Raw genomic sequence first — 23542 nt, 5'->3', positions numbered from 1 at the left:
GCTCAACCCTGATCCGCGCTGCTCAGCCAGGCGCCGAACTCCTCCAGATCGATCAGGCCGTCGCGGTCGGCGTCGACCCTGTCGATCGCACCCTGCGCCCCCTGAAGTGTCAGCGGCCGGCCGAGCACCTCCATCAGGCGTACGAGCTCCTCGGCGGAGATCCGCCCGTCCCTGTCGGCGTCGATAAGTTGAAAAGTCGCCGCATATTCGCTCATGCCGTCCTCCTCCGGGATCGCGATCAGCACCCTAGCTGAAAGCACGCTCTGCCCCCAGGGATCGCGGCCAAGCCGCGGGCCCGGTGTTTTGCCGCGGGCCCGTGTTCTGTCGGTGGCGTGTGCCACCATGCCGTCTCATGACGAGCAGCCTGGTGGGGAAGGTCGCACTGGTTGCCGGGGCGACCCGGGGCGCGGGGCGCGGCATCGCGATCGAGCTGGGCGCGGCGGGGGCGACGGTCTACGTGACCGGCCGCAGCACCCGTGAGCGGCGCTCGGAGATGAACCGGCCGGAGACGATCGAGGAGACAGCCGAGCTGGTGACCGCCGCGGGCGGGCGGGGGATCGCCGTGCCGGTGGACCACCTCGACCGCGAGCAGGTGCGGGCCCTCGTGGCGCGGATTGACGCCGAGCAGGGCGCGCTCGACGTGCTGGTCAACGACATCTGGGGCGGCGAGCTGCTGTTCAGCTGGACCGACCGGCTCTGGGAGCACTCGCTCGACGACGGCTTGCGCATCCTGCGGCTGGCGGTCGACACGCACATCATCACCAGTCATTACGCACTGCCGCTGCTGATCCGCAAGCCCGGCGGCCTGGTGGTCGAGGTGACCGACGGCACGGCGGACTACAACGCGGCCAACTACCGCGTCTCGTTCTTCTACGACCTCGCGAAGACGTCCGTGAACCGCATGGCGTTCGCCCAGGCCAAGGAGCTGGCGCCGCACGGGGCGACCGCGGTGTCGCTCACGCCGGGCTGGCTGCGTTCGGAGCTCATGCTGGAGCACTTCGGCGTGACGGAGGCCGACTGGCGCGACGCGCTGGCCAAAGTGCCGCACTTCGCCATCTCCGAGAGCCCGGCCTTCGTCGGACGCGCGGTGGCGGCCCTGGCCGCCGACCCGGAGGCGAGCCGCTGGAACGGGCAGTCGCTGTCCAGCGGCCAACTGGCCCAGGTGTACGGCTTCACCGACGTGGACGGCAGCCGCCCCGACTGCTGGCGATATCTCGTGGAGGTCCAGGACGCCGGCCGGCCCGCCGACGTCACCGGCTATCGCTGACAGAGCCGGTCCGGGCATCGGGGGGACATCGGGCACCTGGGGACATCGGCCACTTAGGGACATCGGGCCTAGGGACATCGGGCACCTGGGGCGCGTGCCTGCCGCGGCCGGGCCGGAACAGGCCCGGCCCGATCGAGGTCAGGCCGCCGCGCAGGTGGGCACGGGGGCGGAATTGGACGCGTTCCAGGAGGCGATGAAGCCCAGCGTGGTGCTCGCGCCGGCGCCGAGGGAGCCGTTCCAGCTCTCGTTCCGCACGGTCACGCTCGCCCCGGTCTGCGTGGCCTTGCCGCCCCACGCCTGGGTCACCCGCTGCCCGTCGGTGAAGGTCCAGGTGACGGTCCAGCCGCTGATGGACGCGGCGCCCGTGTTCCTGACCGTGACCTCGCCCTGGAAGCCGCCGCCCCACTGGTTGGTGATCGTGTAGGTCGCGCCGCAGCCGGAGGGGCCGGAGGAGGGCGAGGGAGACGGCGAGGGCGAGGGGGACGGCGACCTAGACGGCGACGGAGACGGAGAAGGCGACCGGGTCGGCGAGGGACTGGGACTGGGACTGGGACTGGGACTCGGGCTGGGGGACGGCTGCGCGCCGCCGAGCAGGGCCGACAGGGCGGGATACCACTTGTCCGCCATCTTCTGGTTGCCGCTGTCGTCGGGGTGCACGCCGTCGTAGGTGTCCGCGCTCGTGCTGAAGCCGGTCCACTGGTCGACGACCACGATCGGGGAGGCCGTCGTGGTCTTCGCGGCGGCCCAGCCCGGAATCGCGCTGTTCAGGGCGACGGCCCGCTGCGCGCACTCGGCGCAGGTGCTCGGGTTCATCGGGATGATCTGGGCGACGAGGATCTTCATGTTCGGGTTGCTCGCCCGCATCTGGTCGACGAGCGTGCCGTACGCCGCGAGGATCGTGCCGGTCGGCTTGTTGCTCCACACGTCGTTGGTGCCGAAGTGCATCATCACGATGTCGGGACGGGTCGCCGAGAGCCAGCCCGGGAGCTGGTTCTGGTCGGCGACGTTCGTGACGAGGTAGCCGCCGTGGCCCTCGTTGTCGCCGTCGTACGGCACCCCGCACCCCTGGGCGGGCAGCGTCCCCACCATGTCGACGTCGGTGAAGCCGCCGTTCTGCAGCTTGTTCCACAGCAGGGCCCGCCAGCAGCCGGGCGATCCGGTGATCGAGTCGCCCAGGGGCATGATCCGCACCGTGGCCGCCTCGGCGGGCCGGACGACGAGCAGCCCGAGCACCACGAGCAGGGCCGCCATCGCCGCACTCATCCTCGACATCGTGTCCCTCTCTCGTGCCGTCCGGCGCGATGCTAGAGAGCGGCCCGCCGCCGGCCCAGGGATGAGGAGCGGCAAAAGCCCTGACCAGCGGTGATGTATGTACGTTTCATCCGAGGTATGGCGGCGCACACGCGGGCGTCGCTTCCGGCTCGTCCGGTCTCCCCGGGCACAGCGGCCTCTGCCGTCCGCGGCCCGGGGACGGTGCCGTGTTCCACCGCCGGGCACGAGCGAATATGCTGCGTGAGATTAACTTTTCGCACGTCACCGAGAGGATCGGTCCCCATGTACAAGGAGTTCCTCGGCGAGGTCGTGGTGTGGCTGATTCCCATCGTCATCCTCGTGGGCATCGCGCTGCTGGTGACCAGCCACGCCTGACGACACGTCCTGAGGAGGGCCGGGCCGCGAGGCCCGGCCCTTCCCCTTTTTCCGGAAGGTCAAACCCGTCTCTAGCGACAAATCTGCCTGTAGTCGCATGTGCGGCCACACCGGCACAAAAGTGTCACTGACCTGCATTGTTGATCAATCCGATTAGATCATGTGATACTTCGCGAATTGGGCGTTCGTCAGGTGGGGAGCAGACCGGATGTCGATCGATGTTGGTCCGAGACCGACCCGAAATGCGGAGATTCTTCCCTTTTATCGGCTTCTCGCGAAGCACCCACGCGATCCGGTCTCCGCCTTCGAAGAGGTCGGCAGGCAGGCCGCCGGCAAGCTCGTCCGGCTCAACACGGGACCGTTCCGGCCTTATCTGGTGACCCACCCGGACCACGTCCAGCACGTGCTGCGGACCAACCAGCCCAACTATGTTCGCGAGGGCATGTTCTGGGATCCGCTGGTCCCGCTGCTGGGTGGCGGCATCCTGTCGGACGGCGAGACCTGGCAGGAGAGCCGCCGGGTCCTGCAGCCCCTGTTCACCGCGAAGTACGTCGACTCGCTGGCCGAGCGCATGGCCGAGATCCTTGCCGAGCAGATCGACGCCGTCGTGCGCCCCGGGGAACCGTTCGACGTCGTCGACGGTATCTCGGCCATCGTCCATCCGACGATCGTGCGGCTCTTCTTCGGCGACCGGATCACCAGGGACGACATCGCCCGGCTCATTCCCGCGTACGAGGTGGCGGTGACGGCCACGTGGCCGCGTCTGCTGCTGCCGTTCGTCCCGAGCACGGTGCCGCTGCCGGGTGACCGGCCCTTCCGCCGGTCCATCGAGACGATCAACACTGTGGTCTATCCCCGGGTGCACGAGGCCCGCCGCACAGCGGACGAGGGCAAGGACGTGGTGTCGGCGATCTGCCGTGCCCGCGCGGACGAACCCGGCGAGGTGGGGGACCGGCGGATCAGGGACGACATGGTCAGCATGCACGGCGCGTCGACCGAGACCTCCGCGACCGCGCTCACGTGGGTGTGGGTCGCGCTCGACGAGCATCCCGACCTGGCGGCGAAGATTTACGAGGAGCTCGACGAGGTGGTCGGGACGGAGATGGTGCAGCCGTCTCATCTGCCCAAGCTGCGCTTCCTGAAGATGTTCCTGTCCGAACTGGTACGCCTCTATCCACCGGGCTGGATCCTGCCGCGCAAGGCGGTGGAGACGGACGAGATCGACGGGGTCAGGATCACGGCCGGCTCCACGGTGATGGTCAGCCCCTACCTCACGCACCGGCTCGAGGGGTTCTGGGACCGGCCGGAGGAGTTCGATCCCGAGCGCTTCGCGCCGGAGCGGGAGCGGGAGCGGCGGCACCGCTGGGCCTACTTCCCGTTCGGCGGCGGCCCCCACCAGTGCCTCGGCCAGCACCTGTTCATGATCGAGGCGCAACTGCTCATGGCCGGCCTGCTGAGCCGCTACCGTCCCGTGCTCACGGCATCGAGGCCGGTCAGGCCGCGGCTCGCCTCCTCTCTGCGGCCGAACCAGAAGGTCAAATTGACGTTCGTCGAGCGTGCCCGCAGATGATTGTCAAGCACCTCGCGGAGCAGGAGACGGCTCTCGCCGCGGATATGGGCAGGACGTGTGCGCTCGCCACGCGGTGCCAGCGGGATCTCCAAGCCAGCGCCGCGGCGTACGGCGAGCTCTTCCCGGCCAGGCCGTTCGATCCGGCGTTCTTCGCCGCGTTGTCGATGGTCACCGCGTTCGGCTCGCCCTCGGCATCGCCGGACGAACTGCGCGCGGTCGGCCGCGCGTCGCTGTGGATCTTCGCGGTCGACCGCCTGGTGGACCAGGTCGCGGGCTCGCGCGCGGACGCGGAGGCGCTGGTCGCCGAGTGCCTCGCGGCGGCCGAGACCGGCCCGGGCGGGGACGCCCCCGCCGTGGTGCGCTTCCTCACCGACCTGCGGGACGACCTGTCGGCGGCGCCCGCGTTCGCCGCCCTGCGGCCGGTCTGGCTCGACCGGCTCGGGCGGACGCTGCGCGCGATGGTGCGGGAGTGGCGGTGGAAGGAGGAGGACGCGCCCGTCTGTTTGGACGAGTACCTCGACGGCGCGGACGGCTGCGGATCCTCCTTCGTGAACGTGTCCCACTGGATCAGGACGGGCGACCCCTGGACGGTCGGCCACATCGACGAGCTCATGCAGGTCAGCGACGAGGTACAGCGCTACCTGCGCCTGCTCAACGACCTGGCCACCCGGGAGCGGGAGCGCGCCCAGGGCGACGCCAACGCGCTGGCGTTCGGCGCCGGCGTCGCGGAAGTGACCGCGCGCATGAACGAGATTCGCGGCCGCTGCCTGACTCTTCTCGGGCCCATACGAGCGCGCAGCCCGCGCGCTGCGGCCTACCTCGAACGACAGATCGGTTTCAACACGGGCTTCTACGGGCTCGTGGACTATTGGGGCGAGCTTGAACGTGCGTGATGTCTCCCTTGCCGGGCCGGTGGACGTGGCGGCGGCCGTGGGCGAGCTGATGCGGGACCTGATGTCCCGGCCCTGGGGCCAGGTGTCGCCGTCCGTCTACGAGACCGGGCGGCTCGTCACCCTGGCCCCCTGGCTCCTGGGCCACGACGAGCGGGTGGCGTACCTCGTCGCCACGCAACAGCCCGACGGGTCATGGGGCGTGCCCGACGGCTACGGCCTGGTCCCGACCCTGAGCGCCACCGAGGCGTTGCTGTCGGTCCTCAGCAGGGGCGACAACGGCGTGGACCGGGACGTCCTGATCGGCGCGGTCCGGCGCGGGCTGCGCGTGCTGTCCGGCTGGCTGGCGGAGACGGCGGTCGCCACGCTGCCCGACACCCCCGCGATCGAGATCATCGTGCCGGCGCTCGTGTCGCTCATCAACGCGCACCTGGACGGCCTGAGCGAATGCGAGATCGGCCGCCTGCCGATCCCCGAGGGGATGAGCGAGGGGCCGCTCATCCTGATCCGGCAGCGCCTGGAGTCCGGCGGCGCCCCGCCGGACAAACTCCTGCACGCGCTTGAGGTGGCCGGCCGATCGGCGGCCAGCGCCCCGTCGGTCAACCCGACCTCGATCGGAACGGTCGGAGCCTCGCCGGCGGCGACCGCGGCCTGGCTGAGCGGCTGCGCCCTGCCCGATCCCGGCCACCACGCCCGGCGCTATCTGGAGGCGGTGGCGCTGCGGCACGGCGGCCCGGTTCCGGTGGGCCTGCCGATCACCGTGTTCGAGCGCGGCTGGGTGCTGAGCTGGCTCGCCCGTGCGGGCATCCAGTTCGACGTGCCGCCGGAGATGCTGGCCGACCTCCGCGCGGCGATCGGCCCCGAGGGCACGCCCGCCGGAGCGGGGCTGCCGCCCGACGCCGACACCACCTCGGTCGCACTGTACGCGCTGGCGCTGCTCGGCGTGCCGTACGAGCCGGACAGCCTGTGGGCCTTCGAGACGCCGACGCACTTTTGCACCTGGCAGGGCGAGGAGGGTTCCTCGGTCAGTGTGAACGCTCACGTGCTGGACGCCTTCGGCCAGTACGCGGCGGCCCGGCCGGAGCAGGCACCCCGCTACGCCATGGTGCTGGGCAGGCTCGCCGCCTGGCTGCGCGAGCGGCAGCGGGCCGACGGAAGCTGGGACGACCGCTGGCACGCCTCGCCCTACTACGCGACGGTGTCCTGCGCGCTCGCGCTGTACGAGTTCGGCGGGCCGGAATCGGTGGTCGCGGTGCAGTCGGCCGTACGGTGGGTGCTCGCCACCCAGCGTGAGGACGGCTCCTGGGGCCGGTGGGGCGGCACCGCCGAGGAGACGGCGTACGCCGTGCAGCTCCTGCTCATGACCGGCCCCTTGACCGGCGACGGAGGCCGCCCGGAGGCCGTGCGCCGGGGGTACCGCTATCTGCTGCGCGCGGCCGACCAGGCGGACGGGCCGGCGCTCTGGCACGACAAGGACCTCTACCTGCCCCGGGCGGTCGTCCGGGCGGCCGTGCTCGCCGCCCTGCATCTCGCACAGTCCAGTGGACTTGTTGTCCAACAAGCTGGGCAACTATGATCACCTGGGCTGATCTGCATTTCGCTTTATTCGGACATGCTCTCGCCGGATCTTGCGGGTTGAGTGGTTTTCCAGCCCTTTGCTAGGGTGGCGCGAGGCGCGGCGCGGTCTTATCGCTGGACAGTCCGGGCTGCCTTATACGGCGGGCGATTGTTAATGGCCGGTAAACGCGCTGTTAGGGCGTTCTGACTGCTGGGTGGTATGTCTATGCGCTTCCGGAATTCGCGTGTGCGAACCAAGGTCGCGGCCCTGCTGGTGTCACTGACCGCCCTGTGGGCGTTCGCGGCGTGGGTCACCGTCCGGGAGGGCGTCAACCTCATCTGGGCCACCACCATCGACAGCGAGGTCGCCCAGCCGAGCGAGCCGCTGCTGCTGGAACTGCAGCGCGAGCGCCGGCTCTCGGTGACCCGCGCCGCCGACCCCGCCCGGGTGCTGCGGAAGGAACTACAGGACCAGCGGGCCCGCACGGACGCCGCGGTGGGCACCTTCAAGGAGTCGGCCACCAGCGACAAGGTTCACCTCGCGGCCGACGACGCGCTGAGGAGGCACCTGAGCGACACGCTGCGGCGGCTGGACGGCCTGCGCGAGACCCGGTCGGCCATCGACGCCGGGCGACTCGACCGCACGCGGACGGAAGACGCCTACAGCGACGTCATGGACTCCTTCGACGCGATGTACGGCGCGGTCGCCACGCTCGACGACGCCACGCTCGCCAAGGATGGCCGCACGCTGTCGGCCATGAGCCGGGCGCGCGAACTGCTCGCCCGCGAGGACGCGATGATCGCCGGCATCTTCGCCGAGGGCCGGTTCACCGAGCAGGACCACCGGCAGTTCACGCAAATGGTGGGTATCGCCCGGTTCGAGCTCGACCGGGCCGCGGCCGACCTGCCGCCGGACGACCGCGCGGCGCTGGACAGGTGGAGGAAGTCGCCCTCGGTGACCACCCTCCGCAGCCTCGAAGACCAGCTCTCGCTCAGCAGGCAGGTCGGCCGTCCGCCGATGGTGGCGGAGACGCAGTGGCGGGGTGCCGCGGACGCGGCGATGACCCAGCTCCAGAAGGTGGTCATCGACGCCGGTGACGCGCTGGTCGAACGGGCCGTCCCGATCGCCGTCGCCGTCTTCGCCCGCCTCCTGCTGGCCGGTGTGCTCGGCCTGGTGGCGGTCATCGCGTCGATCGTCCTGTCGGTCACCACGGCCCGGGCCCTGGTGCGTCAGCTGGAGAAGCTGCGCGAGGCCGCGCTCGAACTGGCCAACGAGCGGCTGCCCGGAGTGGTCGCCCGCCTCGCCCAGGGCGAGAAGGTCGACGTCAAGGCCGAGGCGCCGCCGCTCGACTTCGGTCCCGACGTCATCGGACAGGTGGGCGCGGCGTTCAACACCGTGCAGGAGACCGCCATCCGCACCGCCGTCGAGGAGGCCCAGCTCCGGCAGAGCATCCGCGACATCCTGCTCAGCCTCGCCCGGCGTACGCAGTCGCTGGTGCACCGCCAGCTCACGCTGCTCGACGTGATGGAGCGGCGCGAGTCGGACCCGGCGGAGCTGAAGGACCTGTTCCGCATCGACCACCTCGCGACCCGCATGCGGCGCAACGCCGAGAACCTCATCGTCTTGTCGGGGGCGTCCCCCGCCCGCGCCTGGCGGCGCTCGGTGCCGATGGTCGACGTCGTACGCGGCGCGCTGGCCGAGGTCGAGGACTACACCCGCGTCACCGTGATGCCGATGGGGGAGACCGCGCTCATCGGACGCGCGGTGGGCGACCTCATCCACCTGCTCGCCGAGCTGATCGAGAACGCGGTGTCGTTCTCCCCGCCGTACACGATGGTGCAGGTGGGCGGCCAGGTGGTGGCCAGCGGCTACGCGATCGAGATCGAGGACCGCGGCCTCGGGATGAGCGCCGAGGACCTGGAGGCGACCAACCAGCGGATCGCCGACCCGCCCGAGTTCAACCTGTCGAGCACCGCCCGGCTGGGCCTGTACGTCGTCAGCCGTCTGGCCGAGCGCCACGGGATCAGGGTGTCGCTCAAGGCGTCGCCGTACGGCGGCACGACCGCGGTCGTGCTGCTGCCGCGCGACCTCGTCATCGAGGGCGGGGAGGCCCTGCCCGAGGAGGAGACCGGTTCCGGGCTCCCGCGGCGGGAGCCCGGGTCCCGGAGGATCGCGCTGGTCGGTGCGCCCGATGCGGCCCCCGAACCAGCTCAGGAGGTGGTTCCTGTGCCAAGGGCTCCCGAGCCGCCCAGGCCTGTGCAGAGCGCCCCACCGCCCGGCGGCGCCGATCCGGACGGTTCCGCGTCCTCGGCCGGGTTCACCCCGTCGGGCCTGCCCTTCCGGGTGCCGCAGGCCAATCTCGCCCCCGCGCTCGCCGAGGAGTCGACGAACGGGGACGAGGCGGAGGACCAGGAGGACCGCTCGCCGGACGACATCCGCAAGATCATGGGCTCGTTCCAGTCGGGGACGAGGCGTGGCAGATCCGAGGCGGCGAAGCTGCTGAGTGACGAGGAGGACAACCTGTGACGCAGAAGACCGGTGCCTCCGCGGACCTCGCATGGCTGCTCGACGACCTCGTCGCACGGATCCGCGAGGTCGAGCACGGCATCGTGCTGTCCACCGACGGCCTGCTGCTGGCCGGCTCGCAGGGACTTCTCGTGGAGGACGCCGAGCACCTGTCCGCCGTCGCCTCCGGCCTGCAGAGCCTGGCGCGTGGAGTCGGCGAACGCTTCCAGGGCGGGTCCGTACGGCAGACCATCGTGGAGATGAAGTCGGCCTACCTGCTCGTGACCGTGGCGGGTCAGGGCGCCTGCCTGGCCGTCCTCTGCTCGGGAGACGCCGACGTCGGCCTGGTGGCCTACGAGATGGCCATGCTCGTCGTGCGCGTCGGGCAGTACCTGACCTCGCCCGCCCGGACCACGATCGACCGGGCCACCGGGAGAGAGGTCCGCCTGTGAACACCGAGTGGAACCCGGACGAGGAGCGCTTGCTCGACGCGCCGACCATCCGGCCGTACGTGATCGCGCGCGGCCGTACGGAGGCGCAGGATCGCTTCGACCTCATCTCGCTCGCGGTGACCGTCCGGCCCACCACGGGAGCCGAGATCGGGCTGGACCCCGAGCATCAGGCGATCGTGCGGCTGTGCCGCAGGCCGCTGTCGGTCGCGGAGATCGCGGCCCATCTGGACCTGCCGGCCGGAATCGTCCGGGTCCTCCTCGGCGACCTGTTCGACCGGGGTTTCGTGGCCGTGCAGCAGCCCCAACCGGAGATGAACGTGCTCGACGAGCGGATGTACAAGGCGGTGCTCGATGGCCTTCGCGCGCTCTGACTCCGGGAAGAACCCGCCGAAGATGCCCACGGCGATCAAGTTGCTGATCGCCGGAGGCTTCGGAGTGGGCAAGACCACGATGGTCGGCGCGGTGTCGGAGATCCGGCCGCTGCGCACCGAGGAGACGCTGACCGACCGCAGCGTCGGCGTCGACGATCTGTCCGGCGTCGAGGCGAAGGCGACCACCACGGTCGCCATGGACTTCGGCCGCATCAGCATCGGGCAGGACTTCGTCCTCTACCTCTTCGGCACCCCCGGCCAGGAGCGGTTCTGGTTCGTCTGGGACGAGCTCGCCCGGGGCGCGCTCGGCGCGGTCGTGCTGGCCGACACCCGCAGGCTCGCCGACTGCTTCCCCTCCGTCGACTACTTCGAGCGGCGGGGCACGCCCTTCGTCGTCGCGGTCAACTGCTTCGAGGGCGCCCCGGTCTTCGACCTGGACGAGGTCAAGCTCGCGCTCAACCTCGGCCCGGACGTCCCGATCATGCTGTGCGACGCGCGCAGGCGGGAATCGGGCAAGGAAGTCCTGATCGAGCTCGTCAAGCACGCGTACGGCAAGCGCCCGACCGCCGCCGCCCACTGACGCTTTCACTGGCTCCTCACCCGGGAGTGTCCGGGTTTCTTGGCGTATGCGCGTTTTATGGCACTATGCGCGATTTACGTTTCGCGGCAGGGCGGGCTTTGCGTACCTCGCTCCTCGCGCGGCCCGCGCCCGAGCAGGCGCCCCTTTTGTTTTCGGATGACCGTTAATGCCGCCTGATTACTCCTGATCAATCCTTTTTGGGCGTAGTGAACCGGCCGCACTTTCCTTTGCCGCCGAGCGCGCGTAACAGGTGCACAACAGCCGTTGATATGAACCTAACCCCCCTGTAACGTCTGCCCCATCGCGAAACTATCGGACAAGTTCCGAAAGTTTCGGTCGGAATCCAGAAGGGAAACCACCGTGAAGTTGAGTCGGCGAGGTGCGGCGCTCTTAGCGGCGTCGGCACTGGTCCTCGGGGGATGTGGTAGTACCGGGAACGACGCCGGCGAGAGCAAGAGCTCAGCCGGCGGCAAGGTGACCGTCGAGTTCTGGAATATCTGGACCACCGACCCCCTGAAGAGCTACGGCGTTCAGGCGATCAAGGATTTCCAGGCGGCGCACCCGAACATTACGATCAAGAGCGTTCCCTACGAGAATGAGGCGTTCAAGGCGAAGCTGACGACGCTCACCCAGTCCGGCAAGGCGCCCGACATCTTCCAGACCTGGGGTGGTGGCGTGCTCGCCCAGCAGGTGGACGCGGGCCTGGTCAAGGACCTCACCGCCGACGCCGGCCCCTGGCTCGGCACCTTCACGGACGCCGCGCTGTCGGCGTACAAGGTCGGTGACAAGCAGTACGCCATTCCGGACGACATCGGCATGGTGGGCTTCTGGTACAACAAGGCGCTGTTCAAGAAGGCCGGAATCACCGAGGCCCCGGGCACCTGGTCGCAGCTCATCGACGACGTCAAGAAGCTCAAGGCGGCCGGCGTCACCCCGATAGCCCTCGGCGGAAAGGACAAGTGGCCGGGCCACTACTACTGGGCCTACCTCGCCATGCGGATCGGCGGCCTTGACGCCCTCAAACAGGCCGGTGACAGCAAGGACTTCACGGGTCCGGCCTTCGTCCAGGCGGGGCAGAAGCTCAAGGAACTGGCCGATCTCCAGCCGTTCCAGAAGGGCTACCTCGGCGCGACGTACGGCGACCCGGGCGGCCAGGCCGCGACGATGGGCGACGGCAAGGCGGCCATGGAACTGATGGGCCAGTGGGCGCCCGCGGTCCAGAACGACGCCGGCAAGGGCCTCGGCGACGACCTCGGCTTCTTCCCCTTCCCGGCGGTCGACGGCGGCCAGGGCGCGGTCACCGACGCCTTCGGCGGCGGCGGCGGCTACGCGATCGGGGCCGACGCCCCCGCGGAGGCTCTCGAGTTCCTGAAGTTCCTCACCGACAGCGCCGAGCACCGCAAGGCCGTCGCGACCGGTGGCCTGCTTCCGGTGCTGAAGGGCGAGGAGGACGCGGTCACCGACCCGAACCTGAGCGTGGTCGCCAAGAACCTCGCCGGGGCCTCCGGGTTCCAGCTCTACCTCGACCAGGCGTTCCCGCCGGCCGTCGGCCAGGAGGTCAACGACTCCGTGGCCCAGCTGATCGGGGGGACCAAGACGCCCGAGCAGGTGGCGCAGGCCATCACGGAAACCGCGAAGTCGGAGTAACTGTCGCGTGAAGACGACGAGACCCCGGAGCCTCAGGCTCCGGGGGTTCACCACGATCCTTCTGTTCCTGCTTCCCGCGCTCGTGCTCTTCTTCGGGCTCGTCGTGGCGCCGATCCTGCTCGCCTTCTACGCGAGCGTGTTCAAGTGGAACGGCATGCGCGGGCTGCCGACCGACTTCATCGGCATGGCGAACTTCACCCGCCTGCTGGCGGACGAGGTCTTCCTGGGCGACCTGTGGCACGGCGCGCTGCTGATCATCTTGTCGGTGGTGATACAGCTGCCCCTCTCGCTGGGCATCGCCATGCTGCTCAACCAGAGGATCTACGGCCGGGCGTTCTTCCGCCTGCTGTTCTTCGCCCCGTACATGCTGTCCGAGGCGATCACCGCGGTCCTGTTCATGATGATCCTTTCGCCCACGGACGGCCTGGCCAACTACATTCTCGGCTGGTTTGGGATCGACCAGCTCGACTGGTTCGCCGACCCGTCGACGGTCATGATGTCGGTGTTCATCGTCATGACGTGGAAGTACTTCGGCTTCCACATGATCTTGTACATCGCCGGGCGCCAGGGAATCCCGAAGGAGCTCACCGAGGCCGCCCAGATCGACGGCGCGACAGGGTGGAACGTCTTCCGCTACGTCACGCTGCCGCTGCTCGGACCCACGATCCGCATCAGTGTGTTCCTGTCGGTCATCGGTGCGATCCAGCTGTTCGACCTGATCTGGATCATCACCGGCGGAGGTCCCTCGCACTCCTCCGAGACCATGGCCGTCACGATGTTCCAGTTCGGCTTCAAACGTTTCCAGGTCGGCTACGCGAGCGCGATCAGCGTGGTGATGTTCCTCATCAGCCTCGTGTTCGCGGTCCTCTACCAGCGATACGTCATGCGCCGTGATCTCGAAGGAGCCTCCACCGTGCTGCGAGACCAGCGATGAGCGCCAACCGCCACAGGCAGTCCCCGACGTCCGGCGGTCCGCTGCGTAGCCTGTCCCTGCACGCGATCGTCGTGGTCACGGCGTTGTTCGTCGGTGTCCCGCTGCTCTACGGCGTGCTGGGCGGTTTCAAGACCACCCGGCAGCTCTCGAGCAACCCGATCGGCCTGCCCTCCCCCTGGGTGCCGGAGAACTACGCGAGCATCCTCGCCTCGGGGTCGTTCTGGCGCATGCTCTGGAACAGCACCTACATCGCGGTGCTGACCACCGTCGTGGTCGTCGCGGTGTCCGCGCTGGCGGCCTACGTGTTCGCGCGCTTCGCCTTCCGGGGGCGTGAGGCGCTGTTCACGATGTTCGCCGCCGGGCTCATGTTCCCGTTCGCGGTGGCGATCCTGCCGCTGTTCGTGCTGCTGCGGATGTTCGGGCTGCTCGACAACCCGCTCGGCGTGATCCTCCCGCAGGCGGCCTTCGGCATGCCGATGACGATCATCATCCTGCGCGGCTTCTTCCGGGCCATCCCGGGGGAGATCGAGGAGGCGGCGATCCTCGACGGGTGCTCTTCGTTCGGCTTCTTCTGGCGGATCCTGCTGCCGATGGCCCGGCCCGCGGTCGCCACGGTCTCCGTTCTGGCCGTCGTGAACAGCTGGAACCAGTTCATGCTGCCGCTCGTGGTGTTCAGCGACGACAGTCTCTTCACCATCCCGCTGGGCGTCCAGCAGTTCCAGGGGCAGTATGCGACGGACGTCGCACGGGTCATGGCCTACATCGTGGTCGCGATGCTGCCCGCCCTCGGCTTCTACGCCGTGGCCGAGCGTCAGCTCGTCAGCGGCCTGACCGCGGGGGCCATCAAGGGCTGATCGGCCTGCACCGCCGTACGGACCCGCGGGCAACGGCAGGACGGGCGCGCCCCAAGGTGATCGGAACGAAAGGCCGGCGGCCTCCGTCCCCGGCCAGGGGGACACCGGGGACGGGGGCAGCACGGATTCGCCGCGTCCGGCGAGGGCCGGCCGGCGCGTCCGGGGCCTTCCGGCCCGGGACGTCACACCCTGCGGAGGTAGCGGGCGGAGGCCCATCCGGGAATGCCGCCGGCGCTGTCCACGGCCACCCAGCCGTGGGTGGCGTCGCAGGCTCCGGCGATGTTCCCGCCGGCCGGTCGCAGCGTGCCGACGCGAGCATGGCGGATGCCGGCGCCCTCGCGGACGTTGAGGAAGCTGCCCTTGCGCACGTGCCGGAGGCGGTAGGCGCACGAGAGCGAGGGCCGTCCGCTCAGGTCGATCCTGTGGAGGTAGCGGGCGGCGGCGAAACCCGAGGTCCCGGCGGCGGTCTTCACCGCGATCCATCCGTTGGCGGCGGTGCAGGCGCCGGAGAAGCCTCCGTCGGCCGGTCGCAGCGTGGCGACGCGGGCGTGGCGGACGCCCGCGCTCTCCCGCACGTTGAGGAAGCCCCCCTTGTGCACGCCCCGGAGCCGGTAGGAGCACACGAGACCGGGCCCCTGCCTGGCCTCGTGCACGACCTGCCCGTAAGGTCCCGACGCGATGGGGTCACCGGGGCCGGGTGGCCGGACCGTCGCGACTCCGGAGGCGGGATGCCCCCGGAGTCCCGAGGCCGGCTCGGCCGCGACCCCCGGGGTGAGGCGCCCCCCGGTGCCGGATCCGGCCTGCCCGGCGAGGGCCGGCGCGGGATGGCCTGCGACGATCCACCCCGTGACGGCCCACGCCGCCAGCGCGGGAACCATGCTCTTCGCCGTGCTCTTCGCCACTGTCACGATCTCTCCCCTCGGTCGGCATCGCCACGCCCGGCCGGGGGGGATCCGGGCCAGTGGTGCTCACCCGAAGTTCTGATCTGATTACCGAGCGTTTACACCTCGGTTGAATTCCCGCCTGGTTTTTTTACTCGACACACCGGGGGAAAAGGGTGATTCCCTCACCCGCTGTGCGCGCCGTGGAAGGGCGTGGTCACTCCCTCGTACGCCAGGTGCAGCATCATTCCCAGGTCGGCGTGGCTGAGGTTGTGGCAGTGGTTCATCCACAGCCCCGGGTTGGCGGCGCGGAAGGCCACCTCCCACACCTGGCCGGGCTGTACGTCGAAGGTGTCGAGCCACAGCGGGCTGCCGGTGACGGAGCGGCCGTCACGCGAGAGCACGAGCACCCGATGACCGTGAAGGTGCCAGGGGTGGGTCTCCCGGCCGCGGTTGACCACGGTGAGCCGGACCAGGTCGCCCTCCCTGACCACTTCGGTGGGGATGTCGGGGAAGGCGGCGCCGTTCACTGTGTGCGCGTACGCCGGCCGGCCGTTCGTCAGCGCGAACCCCCTGTCGAGGACGAGCGTGAAGTTCCGGTCGAAGCGGCTTCGCGAGGTGAACGGCGTGGGGGCGGGGGCGCCGTACCGCGTCAGGTCGAGCTCCGGCCAGCCCGCCGTCTGGCCGTCGGCGGCGGGAACGGCGCCGGAATCGGCAGCGGAATCGGCGGTCGCGCTCGCGCCCGCGCCCTTTGCGGCGGCGGCGCCGTCGCCGGGCGGTCCGCTCTCCGGGGTGATGCGTACGGAGTCGGTGCGGTCGTCGACGCGCAGGAGCACGGGGTCCGACGGCATCGTGAACGCCAGGTCGTACCGGCCGCCCGCCGCGAGTCGCAGGCCGACGCGGCCGAGCGTGCCCGGCCCGTTCAGGTCCGTCCCGTCCACCGCCACCAGCCGGTAGGGCGTGCCCGCCAGCGTGAACCGATGCGGCGTGTTGTCGGTGTTGATCAGGCGCAGCCGTACGGGCGTGCCGGGCGCGGCCTGCCGGACCAGGGGCTGGTCGCGATCGCCCGTCACCGTCACGCCGCCGAGAGTGTGCACGGGCAGCGTGAGGTCCAGGCCCTCGGCCGCGGTCCCCTTCGGCGTCACCACGAGCGTTCCGTAGAGCCCCATGCGGACGCCGAGGTCGGACACCTCATGGGTGTGATACCAGTACGTCCCGACCTGGGCGGCGACGAACCGGTAGACGAACTCCCCGCCGGGCGGCACGGCCTCCTGGGTGAGGCCGGGCACGCCGTCCTCTCCCGAGGGCACGTCGTAGCCGTGCCAGTGCAGCGTCACCCCGGACGTGATGTCCGCGTTGCGCAGCCGGACCTCGACGAGGTCGCCCTGAACGGCGGTGAGCGGCGGCCCGGGGACCTGGCCGTTGAAGGTCCACGCCGGCACCTTCCGCCCCGAGGACAGCGTGACGGTCGCCGTACGGGCCGTCAGCTCGAACCGGCGCACGGCGCCGCCCGGCGGCGGTGCGGCCGGGCCGCGCAGGTCGGTCACCGGCCGGGTCTCCGCTCCCATGAGGGAGGCGGATCCTTCCGAGGCGGAGTGATGCTCGTGGGAGCCGGTGCCGGAGCCGGTGGCGGCCATCGCGGCGGTCCCTCCGGTGGCGGAGCCCTCCGCCGTGGTCTCCCCGCTGGGAACGAAGACGAGGGTGCCTCCGAGCACCGCCGCCACGGCGGTGACCGCCGTCGCCGTCCGCAGCCCGGGGACGTGCGTGCTCATCGCTCTCCAGGTCCCCAGGACGGCCCCCGCGGCCACGGCCAGGAGAAGGAGAGCGGTGCCCGGATCCGCCGGGTATCCGATCAGGAAGGTCTGCACGATCCCGGCCGTCGCGGCGTACCCGGCGCCGAGCAGCGGGACCGCGACGGCGGGAGCCTTGACGGCTTCCCGCGAAGCCGCGTCCGCTCGCCGGGCGGCGCGAAGCAGGCGCGGTCCGGCGAGTGCGGTGGCCGCGGCGCCCGCCGCGACGAGAAGCGGCAGGGCGACGGTGATCTTCTCCTGCACGAACCACCAGCCGGCCCCGGCCAGTGCGAGGACGGACCAGACCCGGGCCAGCGACGCGACCAGGGCCACCGCGAACAGGGCCGCGGCCGTTCTCGGACGGCGGGCCGCGGCGGCCACGCCCGCGCTCATCCACGCCGCCGCGGTCAGGACCGAGACGAGCAGGTCGAGCGCCATGAGCCGGTCGGTCGTCATGACGCGCGAACCGGACGGCCCTCCGCGGCGTCCTCCGACGGTGCGGGACCGGCCGCCACGAGGCGCCGCGCATTGCGGAACACCATGCCGCAGACGCCCATGATCGCCATGCCGTTGATGGCGTGCAGGCCGAGGATCACCAGGGACAGCGGCGTCGTGTTGCCGGTGCTGTCGTCGAACAGGCCGCCGAGCGCGACGATCAGCGCCTGCACGATGATCAGCCCGAGGGGCAGGACGGTCAGCCCGATCTGGCGTCCCGGCGCCCTGGCGGCCGCCGCGGCGGCGGTGGCCACCAGCGACAGCACCGGGATGATCATCATGCCGTTCATGCTGTGCAGGGCGAACGAGGAGTCGTCCTGGGGTTTGTCGAACGCGCCGACGGCCGCGAGGTACATCTGCACCACGGTGGCGGCGAGCAGCAGTCCCGCTAAAGCGGCGTATACCTTGCGCACGCTCTTGTTCCCTTCGGTCAGCGGATTGGGGTTCACGGGGATCGTGTCCCACGTGGCCGGCGGTGTCGTCCCTCGTCGAGAGACCCGTCGGCTACCGCTGGGGGAGTACGCGGGGCCGGTTCCGTCCGCCCCCTGGCGGTATCTCGATGGTGCCGCGGGGGGCCGCCGGCGTCGTCGCACGCGGGAAGGCTCCCGGTCCTACCGCCGCGGGATCAGCGTTGTACGCCGCTACGACCGGGGGAGTACGGTCACCGCGGCCGGTTCGCGACGACGGCCGGGCGGTGGCCGCCAAGCAGCTGTTCGGCCTGCTCGACCACGTCGTCGACCGGGACCTCGGCCACCCACGACTCGTCATGCGGGCACCGCCCCACCCCGGGATCGTGTCCGCTGACGCCGCAGACCGGGCACCGGGCGGTCCAGGAGACCAGCGGCCGGTGGAGAGCGCGGGTGAGGGGCCCGGCGTTGATGAGGTTGCCACACCAGAAGATGCCGACGGTGGCCGTGCCGATCGCCGCGGCGAGGTGCCGGGGGCCGGTGTCGTTGGAGATGACCAGGTCGCACCGCTCGTACAGCGCGGCGAGGCCGCCGATGCCGAGCGTGCCGATCGCCGTGGCGGCGGGCCGCCGCATCGCCGCCGCGACCTCTTCGACCACCTCCCGCTCCTTCTCGACGCCGGTGATCACGATTGGGCGGCCGAGCCGGTCGGCCGCCTCCGCGAAGGCGCGCGCCGGCCAGCGCCGCCGGGGGTCGCTCGCCCCCGGATGCAGCGCGACCAGGCCGGGCGGCGGCTCGCCGTACACGCGGGCGAGTTCGGCGCGGTCGGCGTCGGTCACGGCGATGCTCGGTTCGTACGCCTCGGCCGTCCCGCCGACCAGCGCGGCGACCTCCAGGTAGCGCAGCGTCTCGTGCTGGTAGTAGACGTACGGCACCCACCGGTCGAGCCGTTCGGCGTCCGGTGTGCACAGACCGGCCGTCACCCGGGCGCCGATCGCCCTGACGAAGGGATTGGAGTTGCGCCCGCCGCCGTGGATCTGCACCGCGAGGTCGAACCGGTGCTCGCGCAGCTCCTCGAACAGGCTCTCCGGAGCCCGGTGGCCGCCGTCCGCCGACGACACCCCGGAGATCGGCGGCAGGGCGACGACGTCGTCGACCGGTCCCGGCCTGCCGTCCAGGAACCGGGCGTGCCAGGGGGTGCCGAGGAGGGTCAGCCGGGCCCGCGGATAGGCCCGGCGGAGCGCCTCCAGGGCAGGCATCGCGAGAACCAGGTCGCCCAGGGCGTTGGCCCGCAGTACCGCGATGCGGCGCACGCCCTCGATCAGCGCGCCCATGCCGTCTCGAACACGTAGTCGTAGCACTCGGCCCTGCGGTCGGTGACCGTCGTGGGCAGCTCCAGGTGGTAGGCCCGGCTCGGCAGCAGTCCCGCCCCGCCGTACCTCTCCATGACGCGCAGCTGCGCCACGACGTCCTCACCGGCGTGCCCGGGCGGCACCGACCGCCAGAAGCCGAAGCCGCCGCACTCCAGCAGCCGTTCCCGGTCGTACAGCACGCAGCCGCCGATCCAGGCCACCTTGTACGGCCGCCACTCCCGGGGACCCGGCGAGCCGAGGTGCTCGCGGGCGAGATGCAGTGGGTTGGAAGCGTTGTGGAGGGTGTGGCGCCGCCAGGCCGGCGACTCCCGGCGCACCCGCTCGGGCCGCACGCCGTCCGGCCACTCCTCGTACGGCGCGAGCTCGGCGGGGCGTACGTCGTCGCGGTAGGACAGGCCGTGCAGGGCGTAGCCGGCGAAGCCGCAGCGCAGCTCGCCGATCGCGGACAGCAGGACCTCGATCGCCTCCGGCTCCAGCCACACGTCGTCGTCCAGGTAGAGCGCCAGCCGCCGCGCGGCATGGCCGAGCAGGAACGCGCGTTGCTCGGCCATGCCGCGCGGGGGCAGGTGGCGGTGGACGGCCGCCGGCCTGTCGCGGTGGTCGAGGATCCGCAGTTGCGCCGCCACCAGCGGGTCGTCGGCGACCGGTTCGTGCGACTGGTCCGAGATCACGACGCGGAACCCGGACACGGTCTGCGCCGCGAGGCCCGCCAACGTGACGGCCAGCGCGCCCGTGCGGTCCTTGGTGGGCACGAGAACGTCCAGGTCAGACGGGGCGAACATGCGCGCCTGATACCCCTGAGGTCGCACGGCAAACGGAGCCCGTCCGCCGCTCACGCCCGCCGTGTCCTTCTCCTCCGTGCGCGTCTCGGGTCGTGCCCGGCCACGGCCGACGCCAGGGTGAAGACGTCGGGGACGAGAGGAGAGGGGGGCGAGGTCAGGAGAGGCGTCTGGCGCCGGGGAATCTGATGCGCCGGCGGCCGGCGCAGCCCTGTGATCGGCGGTCGTCCGCGGCCTCTGTCCGCCCGTTGACGTGCGCGGGGCCGTGCGCGTCCGCGCAGTGGGGCTCTGCCGCCCCGGCCGCCGCCGCGCCGATCGCGAGAAGCTCGGGTGGGGCGTGGTCGACCTGCAGTGTGGTGTGGGCGATGCCGTACTCGTCGTGGACCATCCGCTGCGCCGCCTGCCGTACGGCGTGGCAGTCCGCGCCCGGGGCGACCAGGATGTGCGCCGACATGGCGGGATAGCCGCTGGTGACCTCCCAGATATGCAGGTCGTGCACCTCGACCACGTGTTCCAGAGCGGCGGCCTTCCGGCCGATCTCGGCGGGGTTCATCCCGGCGGGGGCCGCCTCCATGAAGACCCGGCCGGAATCGCGCACCAGGTCCCATCCGGCCTTGAGCATCAGGGCGGCCACGACCAGCGCGGCCAGGGCGTCGGCCCGGCCCCAGCCGGTCAGCCAGATCACCGCGCCGGCGACCGTGGTGGCGATGAAGGCGAACAGGTCGTTGAGGATGTGCTGGAAGGCGCCCTCGATGTTCAGGCTGCCGCGGTTGGCCCTGCTCAGCAGCCAGGTCGCGGCCAGGTTCACCGCGATTCCGGCGATGCCGGTCGCGACGACGTACGCGCCTTCGACCTCGGGGGGCTCGATCAGCCTGCGTATGCCCTCGTAGACGAAGTAGACGCTGAGCAGCAGCAGCGTGATGCCGTTGATCTGGGCGCTGATGATCTCGGCGCGTTTCAGGCCGTAGGTGAAGCCGCCCTGCGGCGGACGGGCGGCGATCCGCATGGCGATGATCGCGAAGGCGATGGCGATGGCGTCGGTGAGCATGTGCCCGGCGTCGGAGACCAGGGCGAGGGAGTGCGCGATGACGCCGATGACGACCTCGACCGCCATGAAGCCGAGGATGAGCGCCAGCGCGCCGGTCAGCAGACGCCGATCGGCCTCGGCGCTGACCGCGTGCCCGTGCCCATGTCCATGTCCGCGTCCGTGCGCGTGCCCGCGCTCGCCCCCGTGACCGCGCTCGCGCCCATGCCCGCGGTCGTGCTCGCCCTCCCGCTCGTGTCCGCGCTCGCGGTCGTCATCCGTCCCTGTGCGGTGCCCGTGCTCGTGCTCGCGGTCGTCACCCGTCCCGGTGCGGTGTCCGTGCTCCTTGCCGGTCTCACCCATCGCTCCGGTCCTTCTCCTCATGTCCGATGTGTGTGATCGCCAGGTCGAACAGCAGCCGCACGTGCGAGTCCGCGAGGCGGTAGTAGGCCATCCTTCCCGCGCGCCGCACCTTCACCACGTTATGGGCGCGGAGCAGGCGCAGGGCGTGGGACGCGGCCGACATGCGGTGACCGGTCGCCGCCGCGAGATCGCACACGCACATCTCGCCGCCCTCCAGCAGCGCCGCGATCAGCCGCAGCCGCCCGGGGTCGGCCAGGAGGCCGAAGACCTGCGCCAGGTCCTCCACCGTCTCCTGGGCCGGCATGGCCCCCCTGACGGTCTCCACCCGGTGCGCGTCCACCACGGGGAGCGTGCAGGAGTCGGCCGTCACGAGATCCACAACACTTGAACGATCGTTCACGTGTGTGAGTGTAGGTCGCGGGCGGCTCATGTCAACGCGTTCCCGCTCCCTTTTGCCCAACCCGCCTCAGGGCTCACAGTTCAGGGGCGAGGGACCAGGTTCAAAGGCGCGCGCTCAGAGTCTCAGGGGTGCGGGCCGACCCGCCTCGGATCCTCTGACCGCAGCAGTCATTGGGTCTTTACTATTAGGAAACTTTCTTTTACATTTACGCCACCCCCAGCAGTGAGGAGCACACATGCGAAGAACGCTGACCTTCCTCGCGACGGCGATCATCGGCATCGGCGCCACGCTCTTCGTCGCCGCACCGGCTCAGGCGCACGGGTACATCTCGTCGCCCGCGAGTCGCCAGGCGATGTGCGCCCAGGGCCGCGTTCCCAATTGCGGCGACATCGTCTACGAGCCGCAGAGCGTGGAAGGACCGAAAGGTCTGCGCAGTTGTAGCGGGGGCAACGCCCGCTTCGCCCAGCTCGACGACGAGAGCAAGCCCTGGCCGGCCACCAGCGTCGGCAACACCGTCACCTTCACGTGGTCGCTGACCGCCCGCCACTCGACCAGCACGTGGGAGTACTACATCGGAGGCACCCGGATAGCCGTCTTCGACGATCACGGGGCGCAGCCGCCCGCCACCGTCAGCCACAGCGTGAGCCTGGGTGGACGGACGGGCCGGCAGAAGGTGCTGGCGATCTGGAATGTGGCCGACACCGCCAACGCGTTCTATGCCTGCGTCGACCTCCAGGTCGGCGGGGGCGGGACTCCCAGCCCGACGCCCACTCCCAGCCCCAGGCCCACTCCCAGCCCGACGCCGACGCGCACCCCGAGCCCGTCTCCCACGCCGACGCGTACCCCCACGCCCACTCCGACCATCCCCGGTGGCACCTGGGCCGCCGGCACGGCGTACAAGGTGGGCGACCGGGTCACCTACGGCGGGGTGACGTATCGGTGCATCCAGGCCCACACGGCGCTCGTGGGCTGGGAGCCGCCGAACGTCCCCGCGCTGTGGCAGAAGGTCTGAGTCGGACCGGTCCGGGCGGGTCCGGGGTGCCGGCGGTCAGGCGAGGTGGACGTGCACCTCGGCGCCCTCCATGAAGGCCCGTGAATACGGGCACTCCCCGTGGGCCTGTTCAACCAGCCTGCGAGCCGCCGCGGGCTCGACCCCCGGCAGACGTACGGTCAGGTCGGTGGCGATCGTGTAGTCATCGGCGGTGCCGCGTTTGCGCAGCGTGACGGACGTCTCCACGGTGGCGTCGCAGGTGCGGACGCCCTGCCGCCCGGCGACCAGCGTGAGCGAGTTGTGGAAGCAGGAGGCGTACGCCGCGGCGAGCAGTTGTTCGGGGTTGGTCGCCCCGCCGGGGCCGCCGAGTTCCCCCGGCGCCTTGACACGGACGTCGAGCATGCCGTCGTCCGACGCCACCTTGCCGAGTTTGGACGAGGCCCGAGCCGTGTAGAGGTCGTCATACGGTCCGTCGCCGCGCTCAAGCCGCTCAAGCCGCTCAAGCCGTGCGGGCCGCTCGGGCCGCTCGTGCCGTGCGGGCCGCTCGTGCCGTTCGGGCCGCTCGTGCCGTTCGGCGGGGCGGCCCTCGGGCATTCGCCCGGTGAGCTCCGCTTCGACGCCCGGCCCCGAGTAGTCGGGCCCGGGCGCCCGGTCGCTCGGCAGGTGGGTGAATCGCCGTATTTCCTCGCCCATCGCGCGTCCTCGTCCGCTCATGTCGAGCCTCGGTCGGGATCGCGGGGTCACGTACCCCCTTGGGCTCTCCG

22 protein-coding genes and 1 pseudogene are annotated in these 23542 nt (G+C 70.8%); 13 read left to right on the top strand and 10 right to left on the bottom strand.

The genetic code is table 11. From position 1 onward, the window contains the following. Nucleotides 1-2: 2 nt before the first annotated feature. Nucleotides 3-344, bottom strand: coding sequence for an EF-hand domain-containing protein (locus FLX07_RS38745; RefSeq protein ID WP_308424436.1), 342 nt, complete (start codon nt 342-344; stop codon nt 3-5). Between the two features lie 8 nt (nt 345-352). Here FLX07_RS38745 and FLX07_RS29440 point away from each other — a divergent pair, with 8 nt between their 5' ends. Next, on the top strand, nt 353-1267 hold the full coding sequence (locus FLX07_RS29440; RefSeq protein WP_142574953.1) for an SDR family oxidoreductase: 915 nt from the start codon (nt 353-355) through the stop codon (nt 1265-1267). Between the two features lie 138 nt (nt 1268-1405). Here the strand turns inward: FLX07_RS29440 and FLX07_RS29435 are convergent, their stop codons facing one another. Then, the gene (locus FLX07_RS29435; RefSeq protein WP_223854276.1) at nt 1406-2530 is read right to left on the bottom strand and encodes a cellulose binding domain-containing protein; all 1125 of its coding nucleotides are present in this window, start codon (nt 2528-2530) and stop codon (nt 1406-1408) included. Nucleotides 2531-3122: 592 nt separating this feature from the next. On the opposite strand from FLX07_RS29435, the gene FLX07_RS29430 reads away from it, so the two are divergent. The 10 genes from FLX07_RS29430 (at nt 3123) to FLX07_RS29385 (ending at nt 14275) form a co-directional block, all read left to right on the top strand. Beyond that, on the top strand, nt 3123-4484 hold the full coding sequence (locus FLX07_RS29430; protein ID WP_142574951.1) for a cytochrome P450: 1362 nt from the start codon (nt 3123-3125) through the stop codon (nt 4482-4484). Continuing rightward, nucleotides 4481-5377 carry a terpene synthase family protein gene (locus FLX07_RS29425; RefSeq protein WP_142574950.1) on the top strand — a complete coding sequence of 299 codons (897 nt, stop codon included), beginning with the start codon at nt 4481-4483 and terminating at the stop codon, nt 5375-5377. Before FLX07_RS29430 ends, FLX07_RS29425 begins: the two co-directional genes overlap by 4 nt. Continuing rightward, a complete protein-coding gene (locus tag FLX07_RS29420) occupies nt 5370-6950 on the top strand; it encodes a prenyltransferase/squalene oxidase repeat-containing protein (protein ID WP_229689948.1) in 1581 nt (526 codons plus the stop codon). The genes FLX07_RS29425 and FLX07_RS29420 overlap by 8 nt, the downstream gene beginning before the upstream one ends. A 228-nt stretch (nt 6951-7178) precedes the next feature. Continuing rightward, nucleotides 7179-9458: a sensor histidine kinase gene (locus tag FLX07_RS29415; RefSeq protein WP_229689939.1), complete on the top strand. Its 2280-nt coding sequence runs from the start codon at nt 7179-7181 to the stop codon at nt 9456-9458. Further along, the gene (locus tag FLX07_RS29410) at nt 9455-9889 is read left to right on the top strand and encodes a roadblock/LC7 domain-containing protein (RefSeq protein WP_142574947.1); all 435 of its coding nucleotides are present in this window, start codon (nt 9455-9457) and stop codon (nt 9887-9889) included. The genes FLX07_RS29415 and FLX07_RS29410 overlap by 4 nt, the downstream gene beginning before the upstream one ends. Next, complete coding sequence (locus FLX07_RS29405) at nt 9886-10260, top strand: DUF742 domain-containing protein (RefSeq protein WP_142574946.1); 375 nt, start codon at nt 9886-9888, stop codon at nt 10258-10260. Before FLX07_RS29410 ends, FLX07_RS29405 begins: the two co-directional genes overlap by 4 nt. After that, on the top strand, nt 10241-10840 hold the full coding sequence (locus FLX07_RS29400; protein WP_142574945.1) for a GTP-binding protein: 600 nt from the start codon (nt 10241-10243) through the stop codon (nt 10838-10840). The genes FLX07_RS29405 and FLX07_RS29400 overlap by 20 nt, the downstream gene beginning before the upstream one ends. Nucleotides 10841-11200: 360 nt before the next feature. After that, the gene (locus FLX07_RS29395; protein WP_142574944.1) at nt 11201-12487 is read left to right on the top strand and encodes an extracellular solute-binding protein; all 1287 of its coding nucleotides are present in this window, start codon (nt 11201-11203) and stop codon (nt 12485-12487) included. Nucleotides 12488-12494: 7 nt separating this feature from the next. Then, a complete protein-coding gene (locus tag FLX07_RS29390; RefSeq protein ID WP_142574943.1) occupies nt 12495-13421 on the top strand; it encodes a carbohydrate ABC transporter permease in 927 nt (308 codons plus the stop codon). Then, complete coding sequence (locus tag FLX07_RS29385) at nt 13418-14275, top strand: carbohydrate ABC transporter permease (protein WP_142574942.1); 858 nt, start codon at nt 13418-13420, stop codon at nt 14273-14275. The genes FLX07_RS29390 and FLX07_RS29385 overlap by 4 nt, the downstream gene beginning before the upstream one ends. Nucleotides 14276-14457: 182 nt before the next feature. Here FLX07_RS29385 and FLX07_RS29380 read toward each other — a convergent pair whose 3' ends face one another. The 7 genes from FLX07_RS29380 to FLX07_RS29350 all read right to left on the bottom strand — a co-directional run bounded on the left by FLX07_RS29380 (nt 14458) and on the right by FLX07_RS29350 (nt 21787). Continuing rightward, nucleotides 14458-15183 (bottom strand): SH3 domain-containing protein, encoded by a 726-nt coding sequence (locus FLX07_RS29380; protein WP_142574941.1) that lies wholly within the window; start codon nt 15181-15183, stop codon nt 14458-14460. 158 nt (nt 15184-15341) lie between these two features. Continuing rightward, nucleotides 15342-17402: a multicopper oxidase family protein gene (locus FLX07_RS29375; protein WP_142574940.1), complete on the bottom strand. Its 2061-nt coding sequence runs from the start codon at nt 17400-17402 to the stop codon at nt 15342-15344. Beyond that, complete coding sequence (locus tag FLX07_RS29370; RefSeq protein WP_191049469.1) at nt 17399-17890, bottom strand: DUF6220 domain-containing protein; 492 nt, start codon at nt 17888-17890, stop codon at nt 17399-17401. The genes FLX07_RS29375 and FLX07_RS29370 overlap by 4 nt, the downstream gene beginning before the upstream one ends. 212 nt (nt 17891-18102) lie before the next feature. Then, entirely contained in the window at nt 18103-19182 is a 1080-nt protein-coding gene (locus FLX07_RS29365; RefSeq protein WP_142574939.1) for a glycosyltransferase family 9 protein, read from the bottom strand. Continuing rightward, the gene (locus FLX07_RS29360) at nt 19170-20003 is read right to left on the bottom strand and encodes a glycosyltransferase (protein WP_142574938.1); all 834 of its coding nucleotides are present in this window, start codon (nt 20001-20003) and stop codon (nt 19170-19172) included. Before FLX07_RS29360 ends, FLX07_RS29365 begins: the two co-directional genes overlap by 13 nt. 154 nt (nt 20004-20157) lie before the next feature. Beyond that, the gene (locus tag FLX07_RS29355) at nt 20158-21387 is read right to left on the bottom strand and encodes a cation diffusion facilitator family transporter (RefSeq protein WP_142574937.1); all 1230 of its coding nucleotides are present in this window, start codon (nt 21385-21387) and stop codon (nt 20158-20160) included. Continuing rightward, on the bottom strand, nt 21380-21787 hold the full coding sequence (locus FLX07_RS29350; RefSeq protein WP_229689938.1) for an ArsR/SmtB family transcription factor: 408 nt from the start codon (nt 21785-21787) through the stop codon (nt 21380-21382). The genes FLX07_RS29355 and FLX07_RS29350 overlap by 8 nt, the downstream gene beginning before the upstream one ends. A 235-nt stretch (nt 21788-22022) precedes the next feature. Here FLX07_RS29350 and FLX07_RS29345 point away from each other — a divergent pair. Both FLX07_RS29345 and FLX07_RS39000 read left to right on the top strand, forming a co-directional pair. Beyond that, nucleotides 22023-22529, top strand: a pseudogene (locus FLX07_RS29345) (lytic polysaccharide monooxygenase auxiliary activity family 9 protein); the annotation flags it as partial. Between the two features lie 120 nt (nt 22530-22649). Then, complete coding sequence (locus tag FLX07_RS39000) at nt 22650-22799, top strand: carbohydrate-binding protein (protein WP_464467518.1); 150 nt, start codon at nt 22650-22652, stop codon at nt 22797-22799. Between the two features lie 36 nt (nt 22800-22835). On the opposite strand, the gene FLX07_RS29340 is transcribed toward FLX07_RS39000, so the two are convergent. Next, nucleotides 22836-23471, bottom strand: a complete 636-nt coding sequence (locus FLX07_RS29340; RefSeq protein WP_208762449.1) for an Ohr family peroxiredoxin — start codon at nt 23469-23471, stop codon at nt 22836-22838. Nucleotides 23472-23542: the final 71 nt, after the last annotated feature.

The sequence above is a fragment of the Microbispora bryophytorum genome, from assembly GCF_006874465.1.
Classification (GTDB): Bacteria; Actinomycetota; Actinomycetes; order Streptosporangiales; family Streptosporangiaceae; genus Microbispora; species Microbispora bryophytorum.
This window is presented reverse-complemented; position numbering and strand designations above follow the sequence as displayed.

What these genes read in the sequence shown, in the direction of transcription:
- FLX07_RS29425 (WP_142574950.1), top strand. Translation starts at nt 4,481, where the DNA reads ATGATTGTCAAGCACCTCGCGGAGCAGGAGACGGCTCTCGCCGCGGAT.
- FLX07_RS29430 (WP_142574951.1), top strand. Translation starts at nt 3,123, where the DNA reads ATGTCGATCGATGTTGGTCCGAGACCGACCCGAAATGCGGAGATTCTT.
- FLX07_RS29385 (WP_142574942.1), top strand. Translation starts at nt 13,418, where the DNA reads ATGAGCGCCAACCGCCACAGGCAGTCCCCGACGTCCGGCGGTCCGCTG.
- FLX07_RS38745 (WP_308424436.1), bottom strand. Translation starts at nt 344, where the DNA reads ATGGTGGCACACGCCACCGACAGAACACGGGCCCGCGGCAAAACACCG.
- FLX07_RS29400 (WP_142574945.1), top strand. Translation starts at nt 10,241, where the DNA reads ATGGCCTTCGCGCGCTCTGACTCCGGGAAGAACCCGCCGAAGATGCCC.
- FLX07_RS29365 (WP_142574939.1), bottom strand. Translation starts at nt 19,182, where the DNA reads ATGGGCGCGCTGATCGAGGGCGTGCGCCGCATCGCGGTACTGCGGGCC.
- FLX07_RS29375 (WP_142574940.1), bottom strand. Translation starts at nt 17,402, where the DNA reads ATGACGACCGACCGGCTCATGGCGCTCGACCTGCTCGTCTCGGTCCTG.
- FLX07_RS29435 (WP_223854276.1), bottom strand. Translation starts at nt 2,530, where the DNA reads ATGAGTGCGGCGATGGCGGCCCTGCTCGTGGTGCTCGGGCTGCTCGTC.
- FLX07_RS29355 (WP_142574937.1), bottom strand. Translation starts at nt 21,387, where the DNA reads ATGGGTGAGACCGGCAAGGAGCACGGACACCGCACCGGGACGGGTGAC.
- FLX07_RS29340 (WP_208762449.1), bottom strand. Translation starts at nt 23,471, where the DNA reads ATGGGCGAGGAAATACGGCGATTCACCCACCTGCCGAGCGACCGGGCG.
- FLX07_RS29440 (WP_142574953.1), top strand. Translation starts at nt 353, where the DNA reads ATGACGAGCAGCCTGGTGGGGAAGGTCGCACTGGTTGCCGGGGCGACC.
- FLX07_RS29360 (WP_142574938.1), bottom strand. Translation starts at nt 20,003, where the DNA reads ATGTTCGCCCCGTCTGACCTGGACGTTCTCGTGCCCACCAAGGACCGC.